This window comes from Shewanella sp. Isolate11 (assembly GCF_022398315.1).
Classification (GTDB): Bacteria; Pseudomonadota; Gammaproteobacteria; order Enterobacterales; family Shewanellaceae; genus Shewanella.
This window is the reverse complement of sequence record NZ_JAKEVF010000005.1, coordinates 57,395-77,889: the sequence shown is the minus strand read 5'-3', so window position 1 is coordinate 77,889 and position 20,495 is coordinate 57,395. Positions and strand designations below refer to the sequence as shown.

15 protein-coding genes and 1 pseudogene are annotated in these 20,495 nt (G+C 46.0%); 7 read left to right on the top strand and 9 right to left on the bottom strand.

The annotated features are described in order from the left end of the window. Positions 1 to 153: 153 nt before the first annotated feature. The 8 genes from L1D21_RS12855 to gmk all read right to left on the bottom strand — a co-directional run bounded on the left by L1D21_RS12855 (position 154) and on the right by gmk (position 9,681). Complete coding sequence (locus L1D21_RS12855) at positions 154 to 1,029, bottom strand: DUF3014 domain-containing protein (RefSeq protein ID WP_239845669.1); 876 nt, start codon at positions 1,027 to 1,029, stop codon at positions 154 to 156. A gap of 145 nt (positions 1,030 to 1,174) precedes the next feature. After that, the gene (recG, locus tag L1D21_RS12850; RefSeq protein ID WP_239845668.1) at positions 1,175 to 3,250 is read right to left on the bottom strand and encodes an ATP-dependent DNA helicase RecG; all 2,076 of its coding nucleotides are present in this window, start codon (positions 3,248 to 3,250) and stop codon (positions 1,175 to 1,177) included. A gap of 172 nt (positions 3,251 to 3,422) precedes the next feature. Next, positions 3,423 to 5,078 (bottom strand): AMP-binding protein, encoded by a 1,656-nt coding sequence (locus L1D21_RS12845; RefSeq protein ID WP_239845667.1) that lies wholly within the window; start codon positions 5,076 to 5,078, stop codon positions 3,423 to 3,425. A 304-nt stretch (positions 5,079 to 5,382) separates the two neighbouring features. Next, on the bottom strand, positions 5,383 to 6,081 hold the full coding sequence (trmH, locus tag L1D21_RS12840) for a tRNA (guanosine(18)-2'-O)-methyltransferase TrmH (RefSeq protein ID WP_239845666.1): 699 nt from the start codon (positions 6,079 to 6,081) through the stop codon (positions 5,383 to 5,385). Positions 6,082 to 6,146: 65 nt separating this feature from the next. Further along, positions 6,147 to 6,530 carry a RidA family protein gene (locus L1D21_RS12835; RefSeq protein ID WP_239845665.1) on the bottom strand — a complete coding sequence of 128 codons (384 nt, stop codon included), beginning with the start codon at positions 6,528 to 6,530 and terminating at the stop codon, positions 6,147 to 6,149. 73 nt (positions 6,531 to 6,603) lie between these two features. Continuing rightward, the gene (gene spoT, locus L1D21_RS12830) at positions 6,604 to 8,706 is read right to left on the bottom strand and encodes a bifunctional GTP diphosphokinase/guanosine-3',5'-bis pyrophosphate 3'-pyrophosphohydrolase (protein WP_239845664.1); all 2,103 of its coding nucleotides are present in this window, start codon (positions 8,704 to 8,706) and stop codon (positions 6,604 to 6,606) included. Positions 8,707 to 8,718: 12 nt separating this feature from the next. Beyond that, positions 8,719 to 9,000: a DNA-directed RNA polymerase subunit omega gene (rpoZ, locus tag L1D21_RS12825; protein ID WP_239845663.1), complete on the bottom strand. Its 282-nt coding sequence runs from the start codon at positions 8,998 to 9,000 to the stop codon at positions 8,719 to 8,721. A 57-nt stretch (positions 9,001 to 9,057) separates the two neighbouring features. After that, positions 9,058 to 9,681, bottom strand: a complete 624-nt coding sequence (gene gmk, locus L1D21_RS12820) for a guanylate kinase (RefSeq protein ID WP_239845662.1) — start codon at positions 9,679 to 9,681, stop codon at positions 9,058 to 9,060. 262 nt (positions 9,682 to 9,943) lie between these two features. Between gmk and L1D21_RS12815 the strand changes: the two genes are divergently transcribed. The 4 genes from L1D21_RS12815 (at position 9,944) to L1D21_RS12800 (ending at position 15,180) form a co-directional block, all read left to right on the top strand. Beyond that, positions 9,944 to 11,215: a hypothetical protein gene (locus L1D21_RS12815; protein ID WP_239845661.1), complete on the top strand. Its 1,272-nt coding sequence runs from the start codon at positions 9,944 to 9,946 to the stop codon at positions 11,213 to 11,215. Between the two features lie 495 nt (positions 11,216 to 11,710). Beyond that, positions 11,711 to 12,646 (top strand): NTP transferase domain-containing protein, encoded by a 936-nt coding sequence (locus tag L1D21_RS12810; protein ID WP_239845660.1) that lies wholly within the window; start codon positions 11,711 to 11,713, stop codon positions 12,644 to 12,646. Further along, positions 12,639 to 13,703: an aminoglycoside phosphotransferase family protein gene (locus L1D21_RS12805; protein ID WP_239845659.1), complete on the top strand. Its 1,065-nt coding sequence runs from the start codon at positions 12,639 to 12,641 to the stop codon at positions 13,701 to 13,703. Before L1D21_RS12810 ends, L1D21_RS12805 begins: the two co-directional genes overlap by 8 nt. Positions 13,704 to 13,893: 190 nt before the next feature. After that, positions 13,894 to 15,180, top strand: coding sequence for an acetyl-CoA hydrolase/transferase C-terminal domain-containing protein (locus tag L1D21_RS12800; RefSeq protein ID WP_239845658.1), 1,287 nt, complete (start codon positions 13,894 to 13,896; stop codon positions 15,178 to 15,180). A 671-nt stretch (positions 15,181 to 15,851) separates the two neighbouring features. On the opposite strand, the gene L1D21_RS12795 is transcribed toward L1D21_RS12800, so the two are convergent. Then, positions 15,852 to 17,165 (bottom strand): AAA family ATPase, encoded by a 1,314-nt coding sequence (locus L1D21_RS12795; RefSeq protein WP_239845657.1) that lies wholly within the window; start codon positions 17,163 to 17,165, stop codon positions 15,852 to 15,854. Between the two features lie 437 nt (positions 17,166 to 17,602). Between L1D21_RS12795 and L1D21_RS16565 the strand changes: the two are divergent. The 3 genes and pseudogenes from L1D21_RS16565 to L1D21_RS12780 all read left to right on the top strand — a co-directional run. Beyond that, a pseudogene (locus L1D21_RS16565) lies at positions 17,603 to 17,848 on the top strand (hypothetical protein); the annotation flags it as partial. 291 nt (positions 17,849 to 18,139) lie between these two features. Continuing rightward, positions 18,140 to 18,373, top strand: a complete 234-nt coding sequence (locus L1D21_RS12785; RefSeq protein WP_239845655.1) for a MarR family transcriptional regulator — start codon at positions 18,140 to 18,142, stop codon at positions 18,371 to 18,373. 109 nt (positions 18,374 to 18,482) lie between these two features. Further along, on the top strand, positions 18,483 to 20,390 hold the full coding sequence (locus tag L1D21_RS12780) for a DUF3578 domain-containing protein (protein ID WP_239845654.1): 1,908 nt from the start codon (positions 18,483 to 18,485) through the stop codon (positions 20,388 to 20,390). The last annotated feature ends 105 nt before the right edge of the window (positions 20,391 to 20,495 follow it).

The window sequence follows — 20,495 nt, the reverse complement described above, 5'->3', positions numbered from 1 at the left end:
AAATTTATGGTATCCGCTGTGGTTATTGTACACCTAAGATTGGAACTAAAGCACGTTTTTCATGTGCAGATGTTCGCCAAATAGATGTATACATTAGGAAATAAAAAACCGCCATCGAGGGCGGTTTTTTGTGAGTTAAGCGGGCAAACCCCATTAAGGTTGTTGCTGCAATTGTTGCTTGAGTTTTCGCATGGCAGCTTTCACTTTTTTGCTGTTTTCGGGTCCCATGCGGATCATCAATTTTTGCGCATTAGGTAGGGCTTCCAATTCGGGATCGACGAACTTGTAGTTTACGCTCACACTGCTGAGTTCTATGGGCTGCTCGATGATAGGTGCAGCTAGCATGAGGTTAATCGCTTCGATCATACGCTGATTAAAACTCATATCTTGGTAGCCTAACTCTTCAAACGCTTCATTGAGTAGCGGAGTGAGTTTGTCATAGGTCTGCATTAGTTGCTGTTCATTTAAGTTACTAACGAAGTCGGCATATAGATCGTATCTATGGTAACTATCTGGATTAAGATACGTTTTATTGGTGACATCTGACACGGTAAAGTTGGTATTGGGCGCCTTGAGTGGGCTGACTTTACGTGCCAATTCCCCTTGGGCAATGTTATCGACGAAAACCACAAAATGGCGCACGATATCTTTTTCTACCAGAACCGGGTCAATTTTCATACCGTTAGCGACTTCCAGCGTTTTTTCGGTGACATAATGATCGCTGTCAGCAAGTGCTGGTAGTGGCTCCTCTGCGGGTGCCGGTTCCTCTACAGGCTCAATTACTTCAGGTTCAACTGTGGCTTCTGGTTCAGGCAGCTGTGCATCGGTAACCAAAGGCTGTTCAGGTACTACTTCTGGTTGAGTGATTGGCGCAGGGAGTTCGGGTTCGGTTTGACGCTCTTCACTGTCTAAAAAGTAGTAGGCCGCGCCCACCACAATTATTAAAATGACAATGATGGCAATTGTTAACGCACTAGCACCGCCTCGTTTTTCTTGAGGGGTAATTCTATCTTCTTGATTAACCTGCATGAAAGTTCCTTGAAGTCGCTAGAGGTGGATGGGTCTTACGCTTTATGACCTCACACCATTGTGCAAAATTAGTCGGTTTTGTCTAGGGTATCTCAACCGAAATAAACAATAATTAACCTAATAAATATAGTGTATTAAGTATGGACTAGGCTTGAACATATTGCTGGCGTTCACCTAACCAACGTAAGATGATGGCATCGACGTTGTCAGGGACTTGTTGCATCACATGTTGCGCCAAATTTTGGGTATGCGGAATAAGACCTTGGTCGCGAATAAGATCGGCAATTTTCATATCAACTATGCCGGTTTGTTTCGTACCTAAAACCTCTCCTGGACCGCGTATCTCCAAATCTTTCTGGGCGATAACGAAACCGTCATTGCTGTCTCTGAGCACCCCTAAACGCTGAGTTGCGGTGTGGGACAGCGGCGCTTTATACATCAATACACAGTGACTGGCGACTGCGCCACGACCAACGCGGCCTCGTAGCTGATGTAACTGGGCTAAGCCTAAACGCTCAGGGTTTTCGATGATCATCAGGCTGGCATTAGGAACATCAACACCCACTTCGATCACTGTGGTGGCGACCAGTAAATTGATTTCTCCGGCCTTGAATTTGGCCATGATCTCTTGTTTCTCTGTCGGCTTCAATCGTCCATGAACTAAGCCTATGTTCAGTTCTGGTAGTTGTTGCTGTAATTCGGCCGCGGTATCTTCCGCCGCTTGGCACTCTAATACTTCAGACTCTTCTATTAAAGTGCAGACCCAATAGGCTTGTCGGCCGCCTTCTAATGCGGCTTGACGCACGCGGTCTATGACTTCAGCGCGGCGATTATCCGATACAGCGACTGTGGTCACCGGGGTTCTACCCGGGGGGAGCTCGTCGATAATCGATGTGTCGAGATCGGCATAGGCGGTCATAGCTAAAGTTCTTGGGATCGGTGTTGCCGTCATGATCAGCTGATGTGGGTGGAAACCTTGGTTGATGCCTTTTTCCCGCAAACCTAAACGTTGATGTACCCCAAACCTATGTTGTTCATCGATGATGATCAGTGCCAGCTTGTTAAACTCGACTTGCTCCTGAAAAATTGCATGGGTACCAATAACAATTTGGGCCTCACCGCTTTTTATCTGCTCCAGTGAGTGGCTGCGGGCCTTGCCTTTAAGCTTGCCTGCTAACCAGCCGACAGTGAGCCCAAGAGGCTCAAACCAAGCATTAAAGTTGTTGGCGTGTTGCTCGGCCAGCAGTTCGGTAGGAGCCATCATGGCAACCTGATAACCGCTTTCGATGGCTTGTAATGCCGCTAAGGCAGCGACCAAAGTCTTGCCGGAACCGACATCACCTTGCACCAAGCGCATCATAGGATGTTGCTGCTGAAGATCGGTATCTATCTCGGCTACAACGCGCTGTTGGGCCCCTGTGGGTTTAAAGGGCAGAGAGGCTAAGAACGGATTAAGTAGTTGCCCATTGGCTTGCATTGATACTGCGGCGTCACGATGGCTTCGTTGCCTGAGTTTTAACATACTGAGGTTGTGAGCCAGTAACTCTTCTTGGATCAATCGCTGCTGCGCAGGGTGACAACCTTGGTCTAATTCATCCAAGGCGACGCCTGTTGGGGGACGATGTAGTAGCTTGAGTGCATCGATAAGCGACATTCGATTGGGACGCAGTGATTCGGGCAGTAATTCGCTTAGTTCACTTTCGTTTAGCAGGGCTAAGGCTTGGTCTGTGAGTTTTATCCAACTCGTCTGCTTGAGCCCCTCTGTAGTGGGATAGATAGGTGTCAGTGTTTCACTTAATGCGGCGTTATCCCCGGGTCTGAGCACTTGATATTCAGGGTGAATGATTTCACGGTTTAGCTTGCCGCGACGCACTTCACCATAGGCGCGAATGGTGGCGCCGTTTTCTAAGCCATTACGTTGAGCGACAGAAAAATTAAAAAATCTGAGGGTCATAATGCCGCTGTCATCGGTCACGGTACAGGTTAGCATGCGTTTGCGTCCCTGTATGATCTGTGACGATTGGATAGTGGCTTCTATGGTGCCGTAGCAGCCAGGGTAGAGCGACTCGATTGCATAGATTTGGGTGCGATCTTCATAACGCAGTGGCAGATGAAATAGTAGATCTTGAACGGTTTTTATGCCGAGTTTTTCCAGCCGTTGCGCCATTTTTGCCGCTACGCCTTTTAACTCAGTCACTGGCATCAGATCGAGTCTACCCACGCGCTATACCCATTTGATTAATTGAGCCATTTAATTCATTTACGACTCAATCACTGTAAATATATACATATACTATCAGAGTTTTGTATGAACGCAATAATGGCAGTGATTCGCTATCGTTGGTCATAAAAAAGCACGCTAGTGCGTGCTTCGATTTAAATTAACTGACAGATTAAATTTCATCTTCCCAGCAGACTTTACCGCCGCGCAGCCCGTCAACTTTTTCACTGAATCGACTCTCTAATACATGACGCTTGATTTTCAGTGTTGGTGTGAGCACATCGTTTTCAACATCCCAAGCTTCGCTGACAACCACGATAGCATCGACGGTTTCGTGAGATTCCAAATTAGGATTGATGCTGTCGAGGGTCGCTTTAAGCGAGCTGCGAACCTCTTCTCGTGCTTGCAGTGCTGCACCTTCTGAAAGCTGCACTAAAGCAACGGGATGAGGCAAACCTGAACCAATAATGCAGATTAACTCTACATGTGGGTCTTGAGCCAATTTACGCTCAATAGGAACTGGCGCGACATATTTGCCTTTTGAAGTTTTAAAGTTGTCTTTGACTCGCCCAGTGATGGTGACATAGCCATCGGCATCGATATTACACAGATCGCCAGTGTGGAAGTAACCTTCTTGATCGAAACAGCTTTCAGTTGCTTCTGGCTGTTTGTAATAGCCGCTCATCAAGCCGGGGCTTCTCACCAACAATTCACCTGATTCGGCTTGTTTAATGCTGCAACCTTCAACCGGACGACCGACGCTGCCAATCTTGCTGGCTTCGAAGGGGTGGTTGATGATCGAATATGCGCTGTTTTCTGTCATTCCCCAGGCTTCACAGATATTAAGGCCAATCTTGTGATACCAAGCGATAAGAGAAGGCGGAATAGGCGCCGAACCTGAGCCTAATAGGTTGCAATGTTCTAAGCCTAAACCTTGGTGAATTTTCTTCTTCACAATGCCGCTGACAATAGGCACCTTGAGTAAGAAGTTAAGTTTGGCGTAGCCAATTTTGTCGATGATATTCTTCTGGAACAGGCTCCATAAACGTGGTACCGAGAAGAACACTGTCGGTCTTGCGCGCTGCACGTCTGCAACGAAACTGTCGAGACTTTCGACGAAGGCGACGCAGCTGCCTGAGTAGAATGAAGAACCTTCGATGGCCACACGTTCGGTGATATGCGCCAATGGAAGGTAGGACAATAAGCGATCTTCTACATCAGTTTTAAGATCGCGAACGACAGCTTTACAGGTCCACTCGAAGCTGGCAAACGTTTGGATAGCACCCTTAGGTTTGCCGGTTGATCCTGAGGTATAAATCAAGGTCATGATCTGCTCTGGGGTGATCGCGGGAGCATCCACCAGAGGTTGTCCCATTTTCAGCAAGGTATCCCATTGATATTGTGCTGGCATAGTGTCATAGGGCATTGCCATACGCAGCAAGTCACCGCCAACGCCGGCTTCTTGATCGGCCCAATAATCCAGCTTACCGATAAATATTGCCTTCGATTCACTGTGCTCTAATACATAACGAATGGTGTCGGCATTGGCCGTCGGATAAATGGGTACGCTGATATAGCCGCCGTGCATCAAGGCAAGATCAGTAATAAACCATTCGGCGCAGTTTTTCGATAACACAGCAACCTTGTCACCAGGTTGTAAGCCTAAATGACGTAGTGCACCGGCGATCTGCTGCATTTTTTGCTGTACTTCACGCCAGCTGAAATCAACATATTGGCCGTTGATTGGCTGTCTTAGGTAGATGTTATCTCCGTATCGTTCTACCCAGTGTTGTAGCATGTCGACGGGAGATTTAAATAATGAGTCCATTTGCAATTCCATAATTATTCTTCTGTTTTAAAGGCGCATGGTCTTGTTAGTTAGCCAGTTATTCTAAGGCGAATAGAATGACCTAGCTCCAGCGGCAAAACTCGATTAACCCCCATCAATCAGTTGAGACTGGTTTGTTATGCGTAAAAGTGAGTATGGCTAATATAACCGCGAATGACAATTGCTTTGCCTGAATAATCAGTGGGATGTCAAATATTTGAAAATTAGCTCACGCCCAGGTAGGGCGCGGCTTAGAGGTCAGTCCAGTGCTAGATTTGGCACTCGGTTTGTATTAGATTTTGTATTAAATGTCGGCGTCAGGATCGGGGGCGCGCATTCTTTGCCACCAAGTGTCATCGGCGACAATCTGTCCCTGCTCATCGATAGCGGGGTAGGGGATCTTCTTGCGACGACATGCCTTGGCGTAAATAGGATGCCCTTGCTCAAAAAGCATGGTTTGGCAGTAAGCTTCATCTAAGGTTCTACGACCATAAAGGCCGGCCTGAGCACGCTGTCGCTGAGCTTCATACATAATCAGCGCTGAGGCCACCGACACGTTAAGTGACTGCACCATACCAATCATGGGAATAATAATATGTTGATCGGCAATCGCCAGGCCTTCATCGCTGACGCCATCGCGTTCATTCCCCATGATCACAACCGTTGGCTTGGTGTAATCGATGTCGCGAAAATCCACTGCAGTTTCAGAGAAGTTAGTCGCCAGAATCTGCATATTTTGTGCTTTAAACTGCGTCGCCGCTTCATCCATGTGGTAATGCTTGATGGTCTTTACCCACTGCTGACTGCCTGATGCCGTATTACCCGACACGCGCATTTCGATATCAGGCCATACCGCATGAATTTGATGAATACCTACAGCATCTGCGGTACGAATTACGGCGGCAATATTATTGGTTTTATGGACTTTATCGAGACAAACAGTGAGGTCGGTTTGGCGATTATCAAGCATCTGGTTAATGCGGGCGAAACGTTCGGGGCTCATGGCGTATCAGTTGTATCAGAGGGAAAAATAACAAGGGCGCAATGGCGCCCTTAATCAAGTGAGCCTTACAGCTCCATGATGCCATCCATCTCTACCAAAGCATCTTTTGGCAGTTGCTTAACACCAATGGCGGCGCGGGCTGGATAAGGCTGGGTGAAGTAACGACCCATGATTTCGTTAACCGTGGCAAAGTTGCTTAGGTCGGTCATGAAGATATTCAGTTTAACGATATCTTTTAATGAACCACCTGCCGCTTCACAAACTGCGGTGAGGTTGTCAAAAACTTGCACCACTTGGGCTTCAAATTCTTCGCTTACCATTTGCATGGTTTCTGGATTCAATGGGATCTGGCCTGAAAGATAAACTGTGCCGCCCACTTTTACTGCTTGAGAATAGGTGCCAATTGCCTGAGGGGCCTTATCGGTCGCGATGATAATCTTCTCTGCCATAATGTTCTCACTTATTAATTGTTGTTATTACAGGTTTAAGATATTGGTATCCGGATACACGGAATCGTTCAGATTAACGGTTACGTGATGTACGCAAAACTTCAGGAAGTACTCGAATGCGGCGCATCACGTTGGCCAAGTGGATTCGATCTTTAACCGAGATCCGTAAGTTAATCAAGAAAACACGTCCATCACGTTCTTCGGTGCTGAGGTTATGAATGTTGGAACCTTCGGCTGCGACAATTGAGGTGATTTTTGCCAGTGCACCGTGATGGTTAACGATTTCAATGCGCAGGTTGGCTTGGAACTCAACCCCTTCGGCATTATCCCAATGCACAGGAATATACTTATCTGGCTCGCCCTGATAACCACGAATATTGGCGCAGCTTTCCATGTGAACCACCAGACCTTTACCCGGACTCACGTGGGCAATAACCGCGTCACCCGGGATGGGACGACAGCAGTTGGCAAAAGAAACCAGCATACCTTCGGCACCACGGATCGGCATCATGTTGGAGTCTTTGTGCTCATGAGGCTCGACCTGATCGCCCTTGAGACGCTGAGCGATCACTATGCTCATTGCGTTGCCAAGGCCAATATCGGCCAACAGCGAATCTAAATCTTTATGCTTGGTTTCTTTAACAATTTTGGCAATTTGCTCGGCAGTAATATCGTTTAATTTGACATTGCCTAGAGCGTGATTGAGCAAGCGTTGACCCAATACCACGGCGTCATCGGCCTTGAGGCTTTTAAGAATCTGGCGAATTTTAGCGCGAGCCTTACCTGTGACCACAAAGTTGAGCCAAGCAGCATTTGGGCGTGCGCCTTTGGCTGTGATGATTTCGATGGTTTGCCCTGAAATCAGTGGCTGGCTCAGCGGATAAGCCTGACGGTTAACTCGTGCGCCAACACAGGTATTACCTACGTCGGTATGTACTTCATAGGCAAAGTCGACCGCGGTTGCGCCAACGGGCAGCTCTAGGATACGACCTTCTGGCGTAAAGACATAAATCTCTTCAGGGAACAGTTCGGTCTTGAAGTTTTCTACAAATTCGAATGAGGTGCTGGCACTCTGTTGCAGTTCCAGTAAGCTTTGCATCCACTTGCGCGCGCGTACCTGAGTCGTTGTACCTTGCTGTTGATCGCCGCCCTTGTACATCCAGTGCGCCGCGACCCCTTTATCAGCCATCTGATCCATATCTTCGGTACGAATTTGGATCTCAACCGGCACGGCATGAGGGCCAAATAACGAAGTATGTAGAGATTGATAGCCGTTAGCCTTAGGGATGGCAATATAATCTTTAAAGCGTCCGGGACGCGGTTTGTATAAACCGTGCATGGCGCCCATAACGCGGTAACAAGTATCGATGGAATCGACGATCACCCTAAAGGCGTAAATATCCATGACTTCTTGAAATTGCAGCTCTTTATTTCGCATCTTGTTGTAGATGGAATAAAGGTTCTTCTCGCGACCTTTAACCGTGCCATTCAGCCCTGTGTCTTCCAGACGCGTTTTGATTGCCGCTTCGATGCTCAGAATAAGCTCTTTGCGATTACCACGAGCGGCTTTAACCACTTCTTTAAGCACGCGATAGCGCATTGGATAATAGGCATGAAAACCTAAATCCTCTAACTCAGTTTTGATATTATGAATACCTAAACGGTTAGCAATTGGCGCATAAATTTCTAAGGTTTCCCGGGCGATACGGCGACGTTTGTCGGGACGCAATGCGCCTAAGGTTCGCATGTTGTGAGTGCGGTCGGCCAGCTTGATCAGGATAACCCGAATATCTTGGGTCATCGCCATCATCATTTTGCGGAAGTTTTCTGCCTGGGCTTCTTTCTTATCGCGAAATTTGAGCTTATCGAGCTTTGATACCCCTTCGACCAATTCAGCGACAGATTTGCCAAACAGTTCGGCAAGCTCTTCTTTGGTGACGGGAGTGTCTTCGATGGTATCGTGCAGCAGGGCAGCCATAAGCGTCTCATGGTCGAGACGCATATCGGCAAGGATGCGGGCAACCGCAACCGGATGGGTTATATAAGGTTCGCCACTTGTGCGCATTTGGCCTTCATGGGCATCACGCGCGACCTGATAGGCCTGCTTGAGTAATTCTACTTGCGCCGGTTCTAAATAACTGGACGCAGACTCATTGAGACCTTCAAACAGATACAAGTGGCAACACTCCTATAAAACGTTGCGGCCTTCTGCGATGGCAGCAACAGAAGCGATTTCAGCCGCTTCGCGTTCGCGAGCAGTTTGACGCTCATCGGCATCAAGGGTATCGGCAGTGACTAAGCCTAATTCGATTTCGCGTAAAGCGATAACCGTTGGCTTGTCGTTCTCTTCTTCAACCATAGGGTCTTTGCCCTGCACAGCGATTTGGCGAGCACGACGCGCTGCAACCAGGATCATATCAAAACGGTTGCCGATTTGGTTTACGGCGTCTTCTACAGTTACGCGAGCCATGTATTGAAACTCCAGTTTATGGGTGAAAAAATGACGCAAAATTGTACACGATGACAGTTAGTCTGCCAACAGATCATTAAGCATATCATTTTGAGCATGAATTTGACCAGCGCGAGTGAGGCGTTGGCTGCGAATAATTGCTTTTAAATCGACCTGAGCTTGCTCAAAGTCATCATTTACTATGATGAAGTCATATTCATCATAGTGGGAAATCTCAGAAGTAGCTTGTGCCATGCGCCCGGCGATAACATCTTCGCTGTCTTGACCACGTCCTGTTAAGCGGCGTTCAAGCTCGGCTTTCGATGGCGGCAGAATAAATACCCCTATCGCTTCAGGCATCATCTTCTTCACTTGCTGAGCACCTTGCCAGTCGATATCGAGAAACACATCGATACCTTGATTTAGCATGACTTCGATGGCCTCACGAGAAGTACCATAGTAATTACCAAAGACTTCAGCCCATTCGAAGAAGGCTTGTTTTTCGATTAGCGCTTTGAATTCGTCAACAGAAACAAAATGATAGTGCTCACCATTGCGCTCCCCAACTCTAGGTTGGCGAGTGGTATGTGAAACTGACACCTTCATATCGGCGGGTTTATCCTGCAAAATAGCAGAAAGCAGAGAAGATTTGCCGGCACCACTAGGCGCTGAAATGATAAAGAGGTTTCCGCGAGCGGTCATGTATTTGCTATCCAAAGGCTAATCGTTTTTAGGTAGCCGGACATTATACAACCTAGCAGTAAATTAAGGCTAGTGCTTTCATAATGAACTGTTAACCCTGTAGGCTTCGGTTTTATGATCTCAGTTGAATTTAGATTAATTTCAACATAAAGATTGGCCTGAGAGGTTAATGCAATAACTCGCGGTGTTAAGCTGGGACTCAGGCAAGTCGGTTTATGCTTATAAAAGCGGTTTTAATCATGATTTTTAGGGATATGGCGTTATGCAGTTAAACACCTTTTTTTGTCGTCGAGGCGTGGACAGTAATATTCGATTTGCCTTGATCAATATCGGCGCTTTGTTGTTGGTGTCTTTATTTGACGTATTACTAGGCAGCCATGGTCTATTACTGGTTATTTCTTTGCTATTTGCTGTGGTAGTCGGGCTTAGTACGCTACGCCGTTTGCAAGGGCAACGCTCGCCACTGATTATCTTGCCAACGATGGCGCTATTGATGATGAGCATAGGTCTGATTTATCAATGGCACATTTTAAGCGCCATTTGTGTCTGTTTACAGATTGTCAGTGTGGTGGTAATTGGTCTACGCCCATTACCAGGCAGTATCTATAAAGCCGATGGTTTTGGTTACAGCGGCCCTTTGGCTGTGACATCAAACGGTAGAAGACGCGTCGAACCGACTTTGGCGACCGGAGGTCAACAGCCTCATTTCGCTACAGTCGACGATGTTGAAAATAGCTCAGTTGGTCATCAAACTCTGGCAAATGATTCCGCTGAGAACCGCGTCGGTGCAGACAATTTTGCTGCAACAGATTCGGTGCAGCATTATGCTTCATATCAAGCTGAAATCGCTTCTGAAGGTGTAGATGGTTATCGGGTCGAAGGCGCTCACCAACAGCGTTATCGTGAAGAGCATCAGGATGATACCTATTCAGACAATATGAGCGGCTCTTTCAGCCAGATGATGTCAGATATCTTGAGCGCTTCGACTAAGGCTGCTCAAGTTGTTGTGCACAATATCAAAGCTTTTCCCAAAGTGGTGGGTATCTCTTTTGTGGCCGTTTTAAGCTTGGGGCTAGTGTGGATCTTGTGGCCTGCTGCAGGGATGGAATCTGATACCGAGCAGACGGTTAAGTCGTCGAGTGGTTCGCAAACCGAATCGCAAGGCGCTGATAATGTATCGTTTAAAACGGCACAGATGCCAGATGGTTTTAGCGTGTTGCTCGATGGTGATGCCCTGTTGCTCAAGTGGCTAGGCGAGCGGGGTGATCCGGGCCTTATCTGGTCATTGAAAACCGCTAAAGGCGATAGTAGCTGCCAAAATGTCACTTTTAATAATGGCACTCAATATCGTCCAGTAGAAGTGAACTTAATGAAGGATACGTCGACGGTCGCGCGCTTTTCTCCATTGGATACTAAAGCGATTATTCAAGATATTGCCATGCGCGGAAATCTGACGATGTGTGGCTATCAATTTAGTCTTAAAGGCAGTCAGGCGGCATTGGCAAAAGAGGTCGCATTTCGCCCTTATCTCTAGTGTGTATTCACTATGTAAATTAACCTGAGCTCTGTCGTACACCACCGCTCGCTATGGTGTACGACAGAGCGCCTTGATATGCCCAAAAATCTGCGCATTCAGTCAGAAAATAGACTTTTCTTTTCGAACTAATCCTTTATAGCATTGAATTAGCTTGTTAAATTTAGATTTTCCGACACTCATAAACCCGAGTTCAGGTTAAATTACTGCAATCGCCAGTACACCTCTGGTGTAATACCAATCGCAGTTATTATCTGATCATTCTTGCTGGTTAAAATCACCGACAACCGTGTTGAAATTTTTTAATTAGAATAACTGGTTACTGTAATTTACGCCTTGTTATCGACAATTTTTCCTGCGCCCTTTTCTGTTACAAACGGGCTGATCACTAATTTACTTTAATTAATGGTATAAATTAATTTTACTGTTTAGACTCATGGGTCAATTTTTCTTTCAAGGCATTTAAGGTTTAGTTTGAGTGCCTGTTTGGCGACCATGACAACTTCTCTATCATTTTCTGAAAATAGCGCTAAACAAGACATCACTTTAGTGGTGATGGCCGCAGGACTCGGTAGCCGTTTCGGCGGCGACAAACAGTTAGCCAAATTGGGCCCCCAAGGCGAAACCATGCTGGAGCTGTCTATTGCTAGCGCTATTAAAGCTGGTTTTTCCGCTGCGGTAATTGTGACCCGCTCTGAATTGATCGAACCGCTAACCGAATTATTACGCGACTTACCTCAGGGGTTTAGCCTGAGCTTCTGCGTGCAGCAGATGCTGGATCTACCCGCCGAGTGTTTAACCATTGTTGGTGATGGCCATTATCGGACTAAGCCTTGGGGAACAGCTCATGCGCTGTGGAGTGCCCGTCATCAGGTTAATACGCCTATGGTGGTGATAAATGCCGATGATTTTTATGGTGATCAGGCTTTCAAATTATTGGCCGCTGGTTTTCAACAACAACCTGAACGTTGGCAGCTAGTGGCTTATCGCTTACAGGAAACCCTATCGGATAATGGTGGGGTCAATCGAGGAATATGTTTGGTGGATGGCGACTATTTGACCTCGGTTGAGGAGTGGCTAGATATCGCTTGGCAACGGGATGAACTGCTGGGACGAAATGGTGTCGATGTTGCTAAATTAGACCCACAGAGTTTAGTATCGATGACCTGTTGGGGATTTACTCCGCAAATTTTTACTGTGTTAGGGCATTCTTTAAGCGAATTTGTTAAGGTGTTCGGTCTGCAAGCTGATAGCGAATGTTACTTACCTGCAGTTGTGCAACAGTGTTTACCGTCTCAATACGCTGAGCCTAACGCAAATATAGCCAAAGATGTTTATGTCAATACAACTGACCAAACTTGGTTAGGGGTTACCTATCCCGAAGATACAGCGTGGGTGAAACAAAAATTATTGGAGTTAATGGGTGATTGATCTTATTCGGCAACAGGTGTTGCCTCACTTTGGCATTACTGAATCAGCCAAAGTTGTTCCACTGGGTAATGGCCATATTAATGATACCTTTTTGGTGCGTTGGCCAGCCGGTGAAATGGTGCTACAGAGAATCAATACCCAAGTTTTTAAACTGCCTAATGTGTTAGTGAACAACGCGCAGACAATTGCCCAACATCTGAATTCCAAACTGCAGAGTGGTGATTATCAATTAAAAGTGGTTGAACCGGTATTAACTCAAGACCAAGCGCTGTTTGTTGAGCTCGATGACGGTGGATTTTGGCGCGCCATTAATTATCTGCCCCATAGTCATAGCATCGAAGTGGTATCTGATGAGCAGCAAGCGGAGTCAGCGGCTAAAGCTTTTGGGCATTTCTCCTGTGCGTTAAGTGATTTAGATGCACAAGCCATCGAAGATGTTATTCCTCAGTTTCACCACCTCCCCGGACGTATTGAGCAATTAAAAGCCGCGGTCGAGCAAGATGTTGTCGGACGTTTAGGTCAGTGTCAGAGCTGGGTCGATATGGCGTTATCTCAGTCAGGTTTACTGCAAGAATTGGCGCGAGTTTCAGATCAACTGCCACTGCGAATTTGTCATAACGATACTAAGATCAATAACATGCTTTACGATAAGCGTGATATGACAAGTTTGGCGATTATCGATCTCGATACCTGTATGAAAGGGCATCTAATGTATGATTTTGGCGATATGGTGCGGACTTTTACTTCGCCAGAAGAGGAAGATTCGACTCATTTGGACAAAGTTAACGTACGTGAGTCGATATTTGCTGCCATTTGTCGTGGTTATTTAAGTGAGCTTGGTCATGTACTGAGTGAACAAGAGAAGCAAAGCTTATGGTTGGGTGCGCGTGTGATCTGCTTAATGATAGGGGTGCGTTTCTTAACCGATTATCTTAATGGTGATGTTTATTTCCATGTGCACCGAGATAATCATAATCTTGAGCGTGCGGCCAATCAGTTTACTCTGTATCAAAGCTTATTGAGCCAACAAGATACGTTAAAACAGCACCTGCAATAGATAAACTTTTTGGGTGATAAATAGCGGAAATGTGCCTCGGTCATTTCCGTTTTTTTACGACCGATGCTGCTTAATTGAAGACAATATTTGCTCAAGATCAACTTAATCGTAACTCCTCAAGTCAAATCCTGTTAAAGCGATCACTTACGCCATACACTGCAATCATAATAATAAGATGCAGGAATATTAGATGGCACCAACAGTCTGTAACACCGCCTTAGAAGCAGTCTCTATTATCGAAAGTGGCGAGACACTCTGGACCCATTCCATGGGCGCTACGCCCAAGGTATTACTCGATGCCTTGGCGCAACACGCGTTGACCAAGCAAGACCTGACTTTACTGCAACTGCATACCGAATGCGCCGAATCACTGAGTGACCCACGCCTTAAAGGTCATTTGCGTCATCGTTGTTTTTTTGGTGGATTGCCCACACGAGAGCTATTGCAGCAAGGTGACGCCGACTATGTGCCTATTTTCTTGTCTGAAGTGCCTAAGTTGTTTCGGTCGGGCGAGCAACGTATCGACACTGCAATTATTCAAGTTTCACCACCAGACAAACATGGTATCTGTTCTCTGGGGATCTCGGTCGAAGCCAGCTTAGCTGCCTGTCAGGTTGCTAGAAAAATTATTGCTCATATTAATCCGCAGATGCCACGAACTCATGGTGATGGATTTATTCATTATGATAAGTTCGCCGCAGTTTACACCCAGAGTGAACCTCTACCACAACACCCTTTAGCGGCAAGCGATCCTATCAGTCTGGCGATCGGTAAAAATGTGGCAAAACTGGTACGCGACGGTGACTGTTTGCAAATGGGCATTGGTGCGATCCCCGATGCGGTATTGTCTTGTTTAACCGAACATCAAAACCTTGGGGTACATACCGAGCTGTTTTCCGATGGCGTGCTTAACTTAGTCGAACTCGGGGTGATCAACAACAAGTGTAAGCAGGTGCATCCCGGTAAAACGGTAACGGGATTTGCCCTCGGCAGCCAGCGGTTGTATGACTATGTCGATGATAATCCGTCTGTAGTATTTATGGATATCGAGCAAGTGAACGACACATCTATTATTCGTAAAAACCCCAATGTAATGGCAATAAACTCGGCGCTACAGGTGGATATTTCAGGGCAAATTTGTGCTGACTCTCTGGGGACCAAAATCTATTCGGGTGTCGGTGGTCAGATGGACTTTATTCGCGGTGCAGGCTTGTCTGAAGGTGGCCGCTCTGTGATCGCATTACCTAGCACTGCTGCGCGTGGCAGCGTGTCCCGCATCAGTACCGTACTGTCACCAGGTGCTGGCGTAGTCACCACTCGCGCACATGTGCATTACATCGTCACCGAATACGGTATTGCCAATCTACGTGGTAAATCTCTGCGTGAACGCGCCAGAGCACTTATCGATATCGCTCACCCTGATTTTAGAGAACAGCTTGCCAAAGAAGCCTTCGATGTTTGGGGGCTTAAGGTTTAACCTTAGCAGTATCTTAAAATGAAAAAAGCCTCAATATGAGGCTTTTTTACTAACTAAACCATTCGGAAGTTCCGGATGGTTTGATTCGCTGCTAACTCGTCAGCCATCTGAGAATCGATTTAGGCAGGAAAGTTAACGCCTTGTACTTGCAATGACTTTTTCTAATAAGCACAAGGCATTTAAGACACTATTGGACGGGGATAGGCTATTCCACGTTCAGATTCAGCTCATTGAGTAGCGGCCTAGACCCTAACAAACTCAATGAGTTATCGAAAAGAAACCGTTCAAAAATGCCTGTTTGCCCACCAAACTGCCCACCACTTGCCTATGGCTTTTACTAAATCTTAGTGGTTAGCAATGGAAAAACAGTGCCGTTTTTATGCTGCTGTTAGAGCTAAAACATAGCAGTTTTGAAGGGCTTTATCGAGCACGATTTCCGTCAACATAGCTTTGCCATTCTTTACTGGTTCTACGCGATAGTAATGAGTCAGCAGAAAACTCATCCAGTCTGAAATGGATATTATGGTGTCCATTTTAATAGAAATAAGCTAGATGTGGATACTATGGCATCCAATAGAGATAAGGCTGAGTGTCGAATGGTAGGCATCAGGTCTACAAATTGTTATCCCTAAGGTAACTTTGTCTAGACCTCGGGGCTAAGCAACGCGCCTTTACCATCTCTGAGGTAAATACTGCGTGAAATACAAAGGCATCACTATATTGGTTTGTTCTAACGCTGAAGAGCCTTGTGTACCCGTTAACTTAAAGGTTTTACTTGGAGTACATTTTTCAACGTAGGATGCCAACGATTTTGCTCTTGTACGTTTACCACTTTTGACTTCAACAGGGACGATATCGCCTTCATCGGTCGCCAAAATAAATTCGATTTCGGCGCGGGCGTCATTCCATGAATAGCTTGGGTCAACGCCAATAGCAGTGAGCTCTTGTTGCACAAAGTTTTCAGCCACATAGCCTTTGTATTCATAGTTTTGTTGCTTAATCTCTTTATAACTGCTGCCCAGCATATGATTGAGCAGGCCCACATCAAACAGAAACAGTTTCACCATATTTTCTTTTTTATAGGCCGCCAACGGAGATTTCGGCAATCCTTCAATAGGGTAGTTTGGCAAAGCTAAGCGGCAGCAGTTAAGCCAATGGATCGCGGTTTCAAAATCGCTATAACGAGATTTACGCTCATGCACATGCTTAAATTTAAAGCGTTTAACCGACTCATCGCTGACAAGTGATATCTGCGCTGGAATGCTATTAAATACCGATTCAATCAGTGTGGCATCGACCTTGCCCGCGTACTTACCGAAATCGCGGCGATAACCTTCAACTAAATCGGCATGAATTTTTGTGACTTTTTCAACACGCTCTAGAATGCTTGAATCCTTAAACTGATACCAAGCAGAAACGGCTTCCGGCATACCACCGGTAAAAAAATAGTCGGTTAGTTTATCCATCAATTTAGTGTGTACTGCCGGTGTGCTTGCTTGACTATCAAATGCTTTTATCAGTGCTTGCTCGTTGGATGCATAAATAAATTCTTGGAAGGTCAGTGGTCGTAAATTATATTGTTCTACCTTGCCAACAGGGAAGGTGTTGAGCAAACCAATGTTCGAACCGCTGGCTGCGACAAAGTAGGACGGTGCTTTTTCAGCAAAATACTTAAGCGAAGTAACGGCACGTTCGCATTCGCCAATTTCATCTAATATCAGCAAGTCGGTTTCTGGGTTGAATGCTTGGTTGGTTAACAACTCAATGTTCATTACTAGCTCGTCAGGTGACAATGAGCCATCGAAAGCCTCTTTGTAAGCAGGGTTTTCAAGGAAGTCGATACGAAGGATGTTGGCAAAGGTGTTCCCAAACAACTCTTGCAGCAGATAGGTTTTACCTGTTTGTCTTGCACCATCGATCAATAATGGCTTGCGCACAGGTTGATTTTTCCATGCTATTAGGGCGTTGAGTAAGTTGCGCTGCATTGTCATTTCCCGCCAATTAAGACTGTTAACTGCCAGTAGTATAACTTAGTCTACATTTTTTTGCGCAGAAAAGTGCGTAATTTTACATTTTTATGCGCATAAAAGTGTTTTGGCGTTCTAGTTGAGCAAGGCTTTCCCTTTTGAGATGGCTTTGGGCACTTACCTCTTGGGCAACTAGGGCAGTTTGGGCAAAGCCTTAATTCACGCTATTTAGCCACACACCAACCCTGCCCACTCGGTATTTATCACTTGGGGCATTATGTAAATACTGGGGCAAGTAGCTACCTGCACCCTCAGAAAGCGGCATGATCTGGGCATTTATCTGCCTACTGCGTCCGTTTAACTCTTTAATACAAGTGGGGGCAAACTCCTAACTGAACTTAACAGATCAGTGAGGAAGCAAACGATGAACCCAACTACACAATCACCCACAAACCGGTTACAGCAGCCAAGTACGTCAACGAGCAGGCTGGATAGATACCAGTGGTCCACAAACCCTCTATCTGTTTTACCCAACCGGCTGGCGTGAAGCCACTGAAGGCCTAAGCCCAGATCGCGCCGCCAAAGCGCTGATGGCCGCAGGCTACCTAGTCCCCGATGGCAACCGGCCACAGCGAAAAGTCAGCCTGCCCGACAACACCCGCCCGCGAATGTACTGCGTGAAAGGCAGTATTTTGGATGACGAACTAGGTGGTGAATCCTATGTGAGCTTGTCGCTTTGCAGTGTATCGCCAGTAAACCTAAGGGCTGGGCGAGGATTAAAAGCTAAGGCGGACAAGACTGCTAGCGTACTGGTTGTGCACCTACTGTGGTCAGTGATTGTCATTGCACTGAATGATGGAAAATAATCTTGTGCCATTATCAGTAGTTGATAACATGAGTGGATTATGTACACGCGTACAGTCTTTTTTATTGGCCAAGCGCTTTTTATCTACTTGCTGGGAACTTAGTGAGCAAACGATTTGAGTAAAGCAATGAAAAACGCAAGACAATCGCGCTGTGTCATTGGCATTAAAGGGCAAACGCCCGATCCCGATTACCCCGTTGATATCTGGTTCGATTCGCTGAAATCGATGGCTAATGTGCTGTCGAAAGAAAACCAGCAGTTGTTAAAAGTGATTTCCGAGCAACAGCCGCAATCAGTGACTGAGCTGGCAACACTTACAGGCCGAGCGGTCAGCAATGTATCGAGAACACTGAAAACATGAGAAATGTGAGTATCGTTCAGTTGGTGAAATCGAGTAACAGTACACCATCAAAGAGTATTTCTCTAATACACGCTAATTTTTTAGTGCTGGTTTGAATTTAAGGATAGTTATGAATCTCAAAGAGAAGTTAAGCAAGTTCGTTAATGGTTGGGTGCAAGCAACAAAAGAGCAATTTACTGGGCATCCTATTGCAAATCTTTTTCGCCAAGATTTAAAAAATGAAATCGAACAATTAGTAAAACAAGACTTCGATTTATTTGAGATTAAAGCAAGTGTTGGGGCTGGAAATTGGGCAAATGTCCCTTGGCTATCGATTCTTAATCCAAAGATCACTACAACCACGCAAGATGGAATTTATCCGGTTTATCTGTTCAATGCAGATGGTTCAGGTTTTTACCTTTCGTTGAACCAAGGAACAACCATTCCTACCAAAAACTTAGGAAAGAAAAGATCGGAAAAAAGAGCAGAGGATATAAAGAGGGTATTGTTATCTCAATTTCCTAGATTAAAAACTTGGGGTGTACAGGAAATCGATTTGAAGGCAGAAACATCGCTTGGAAAGTCATATGAAAAGCCGAATATTTCAGCGAAATTTTATAGCAGCGATCGTCTTCCTGAAAGCGATGAATTAATAACAGATCTTCAAGAATTATTACAAATATACAAGAGCATAGAAGAATTTAAATTTGAACATTTATTAGAGGAAGAGGATTTTAGCCAGAGTAAGTCAAAAGAGCTTTTTACTATTCAGGGGGTCTCGCTATCCAAACCCTTCCTCCTTCTCGCTGGCATCTCCGGCACAGGTAAAACCCGCTTTGTGCGTGAACAAGCAAAAACATCACAGCAGTTTGCTGAAACCTATTGTTTAACCTCGGTGCGCCCTGACTGGCATGAGCCGAGCGATTTACTCGGATATATTTCACGCCTCGCAAAAGACGGCGAAGCCGAATACATCACTACCGATGTATTGCAGTTTATCGCTAAAGCTTGGCGTGCCATTGCTGATAGCGGCTTAACCGTTGAAGTGCAAGAAAGCGAAGATCTAGGTAAACGCTTAGTGGTATCAGGTGAGCGTGCTGTACTTGAACAGGTATTACCTTACTGGTTGTGTTTGGATGAAATGAACCTTGCCCCTGTTGAACAGTATTTTGCCGATTACTTGTCCGTATTGGAAACCCGCGAATGGTGTTGGACGGGTGATAGCTTTACCTACAGCTGCGATGCGCTATTGAAACCCGCCACCATTAAAGAAGTTGCGGACAAAGAAAAGCTACGCAAAGCGCTAGGTTTTGATGACGCGCAATACGATGAGCTGTGGGCAGATATTTGCCAATATGGTTTAGGTATTCCGTTTAACCTGCTTGTTGCGGGCACGGTGAATATGGATGAAACCACTCACGGCTTTTCGCGCAAAGTGATTGACCGAGCGCTGAGCTTTGATTTTGGCGCGTTTTTCCCTAACGACTATCACGACTTTTTCACCCCAACCAGCTGCAATAAACGCCTTAGCTATCCTATTTGGTCACACGCCAGCAAAGCAGACTTAGTCAATACCTTTGATGCTGATGGTACCAAAACCGTTGCGTTTTTATCGGCCGTTAATGCAGTGCTAAAAAATACACCGTTTGAGTTGGCATTTCGTGCGCTCAATGAACTGCTGCTTGCGGTTGCTAGCAGCCAACCACAAGATGATCTGACCCTAAAAGCCGTATGGGACGACTTTATGATGTGTAAGGTTCTGCCGCGTATCGAAGGCGATACCGACAAGCTGACTACATCAAATCGCAAGGATTTGCTGGAAGAGCTTAGCGTTGTGCTTTCAGACCAGTTAGCCCCTATTTGGCAAGCAGAACAAGGCGATAAGAATCAACGCCCTGACTTGTATCGTGAGAAAATCGTGGCCGATGGTGCTACTGATGAGGAAAAAGTACTTCGTATACCTTGCCGTTCAAAAGCGAAGTTGCAGTGGATGAGCGGGCGATTAGCCAGCGCCACCTTTACCAGTTTCTGGCCTTAATGAGTCGGTGCTGTTTGATGCCTTCTGCAATGAATGCAACCTATAAGCAGAACCCGTACAGTGATGGTGTAAGGAGTGGTAGGGAATGCCGGAGTTAATACGATT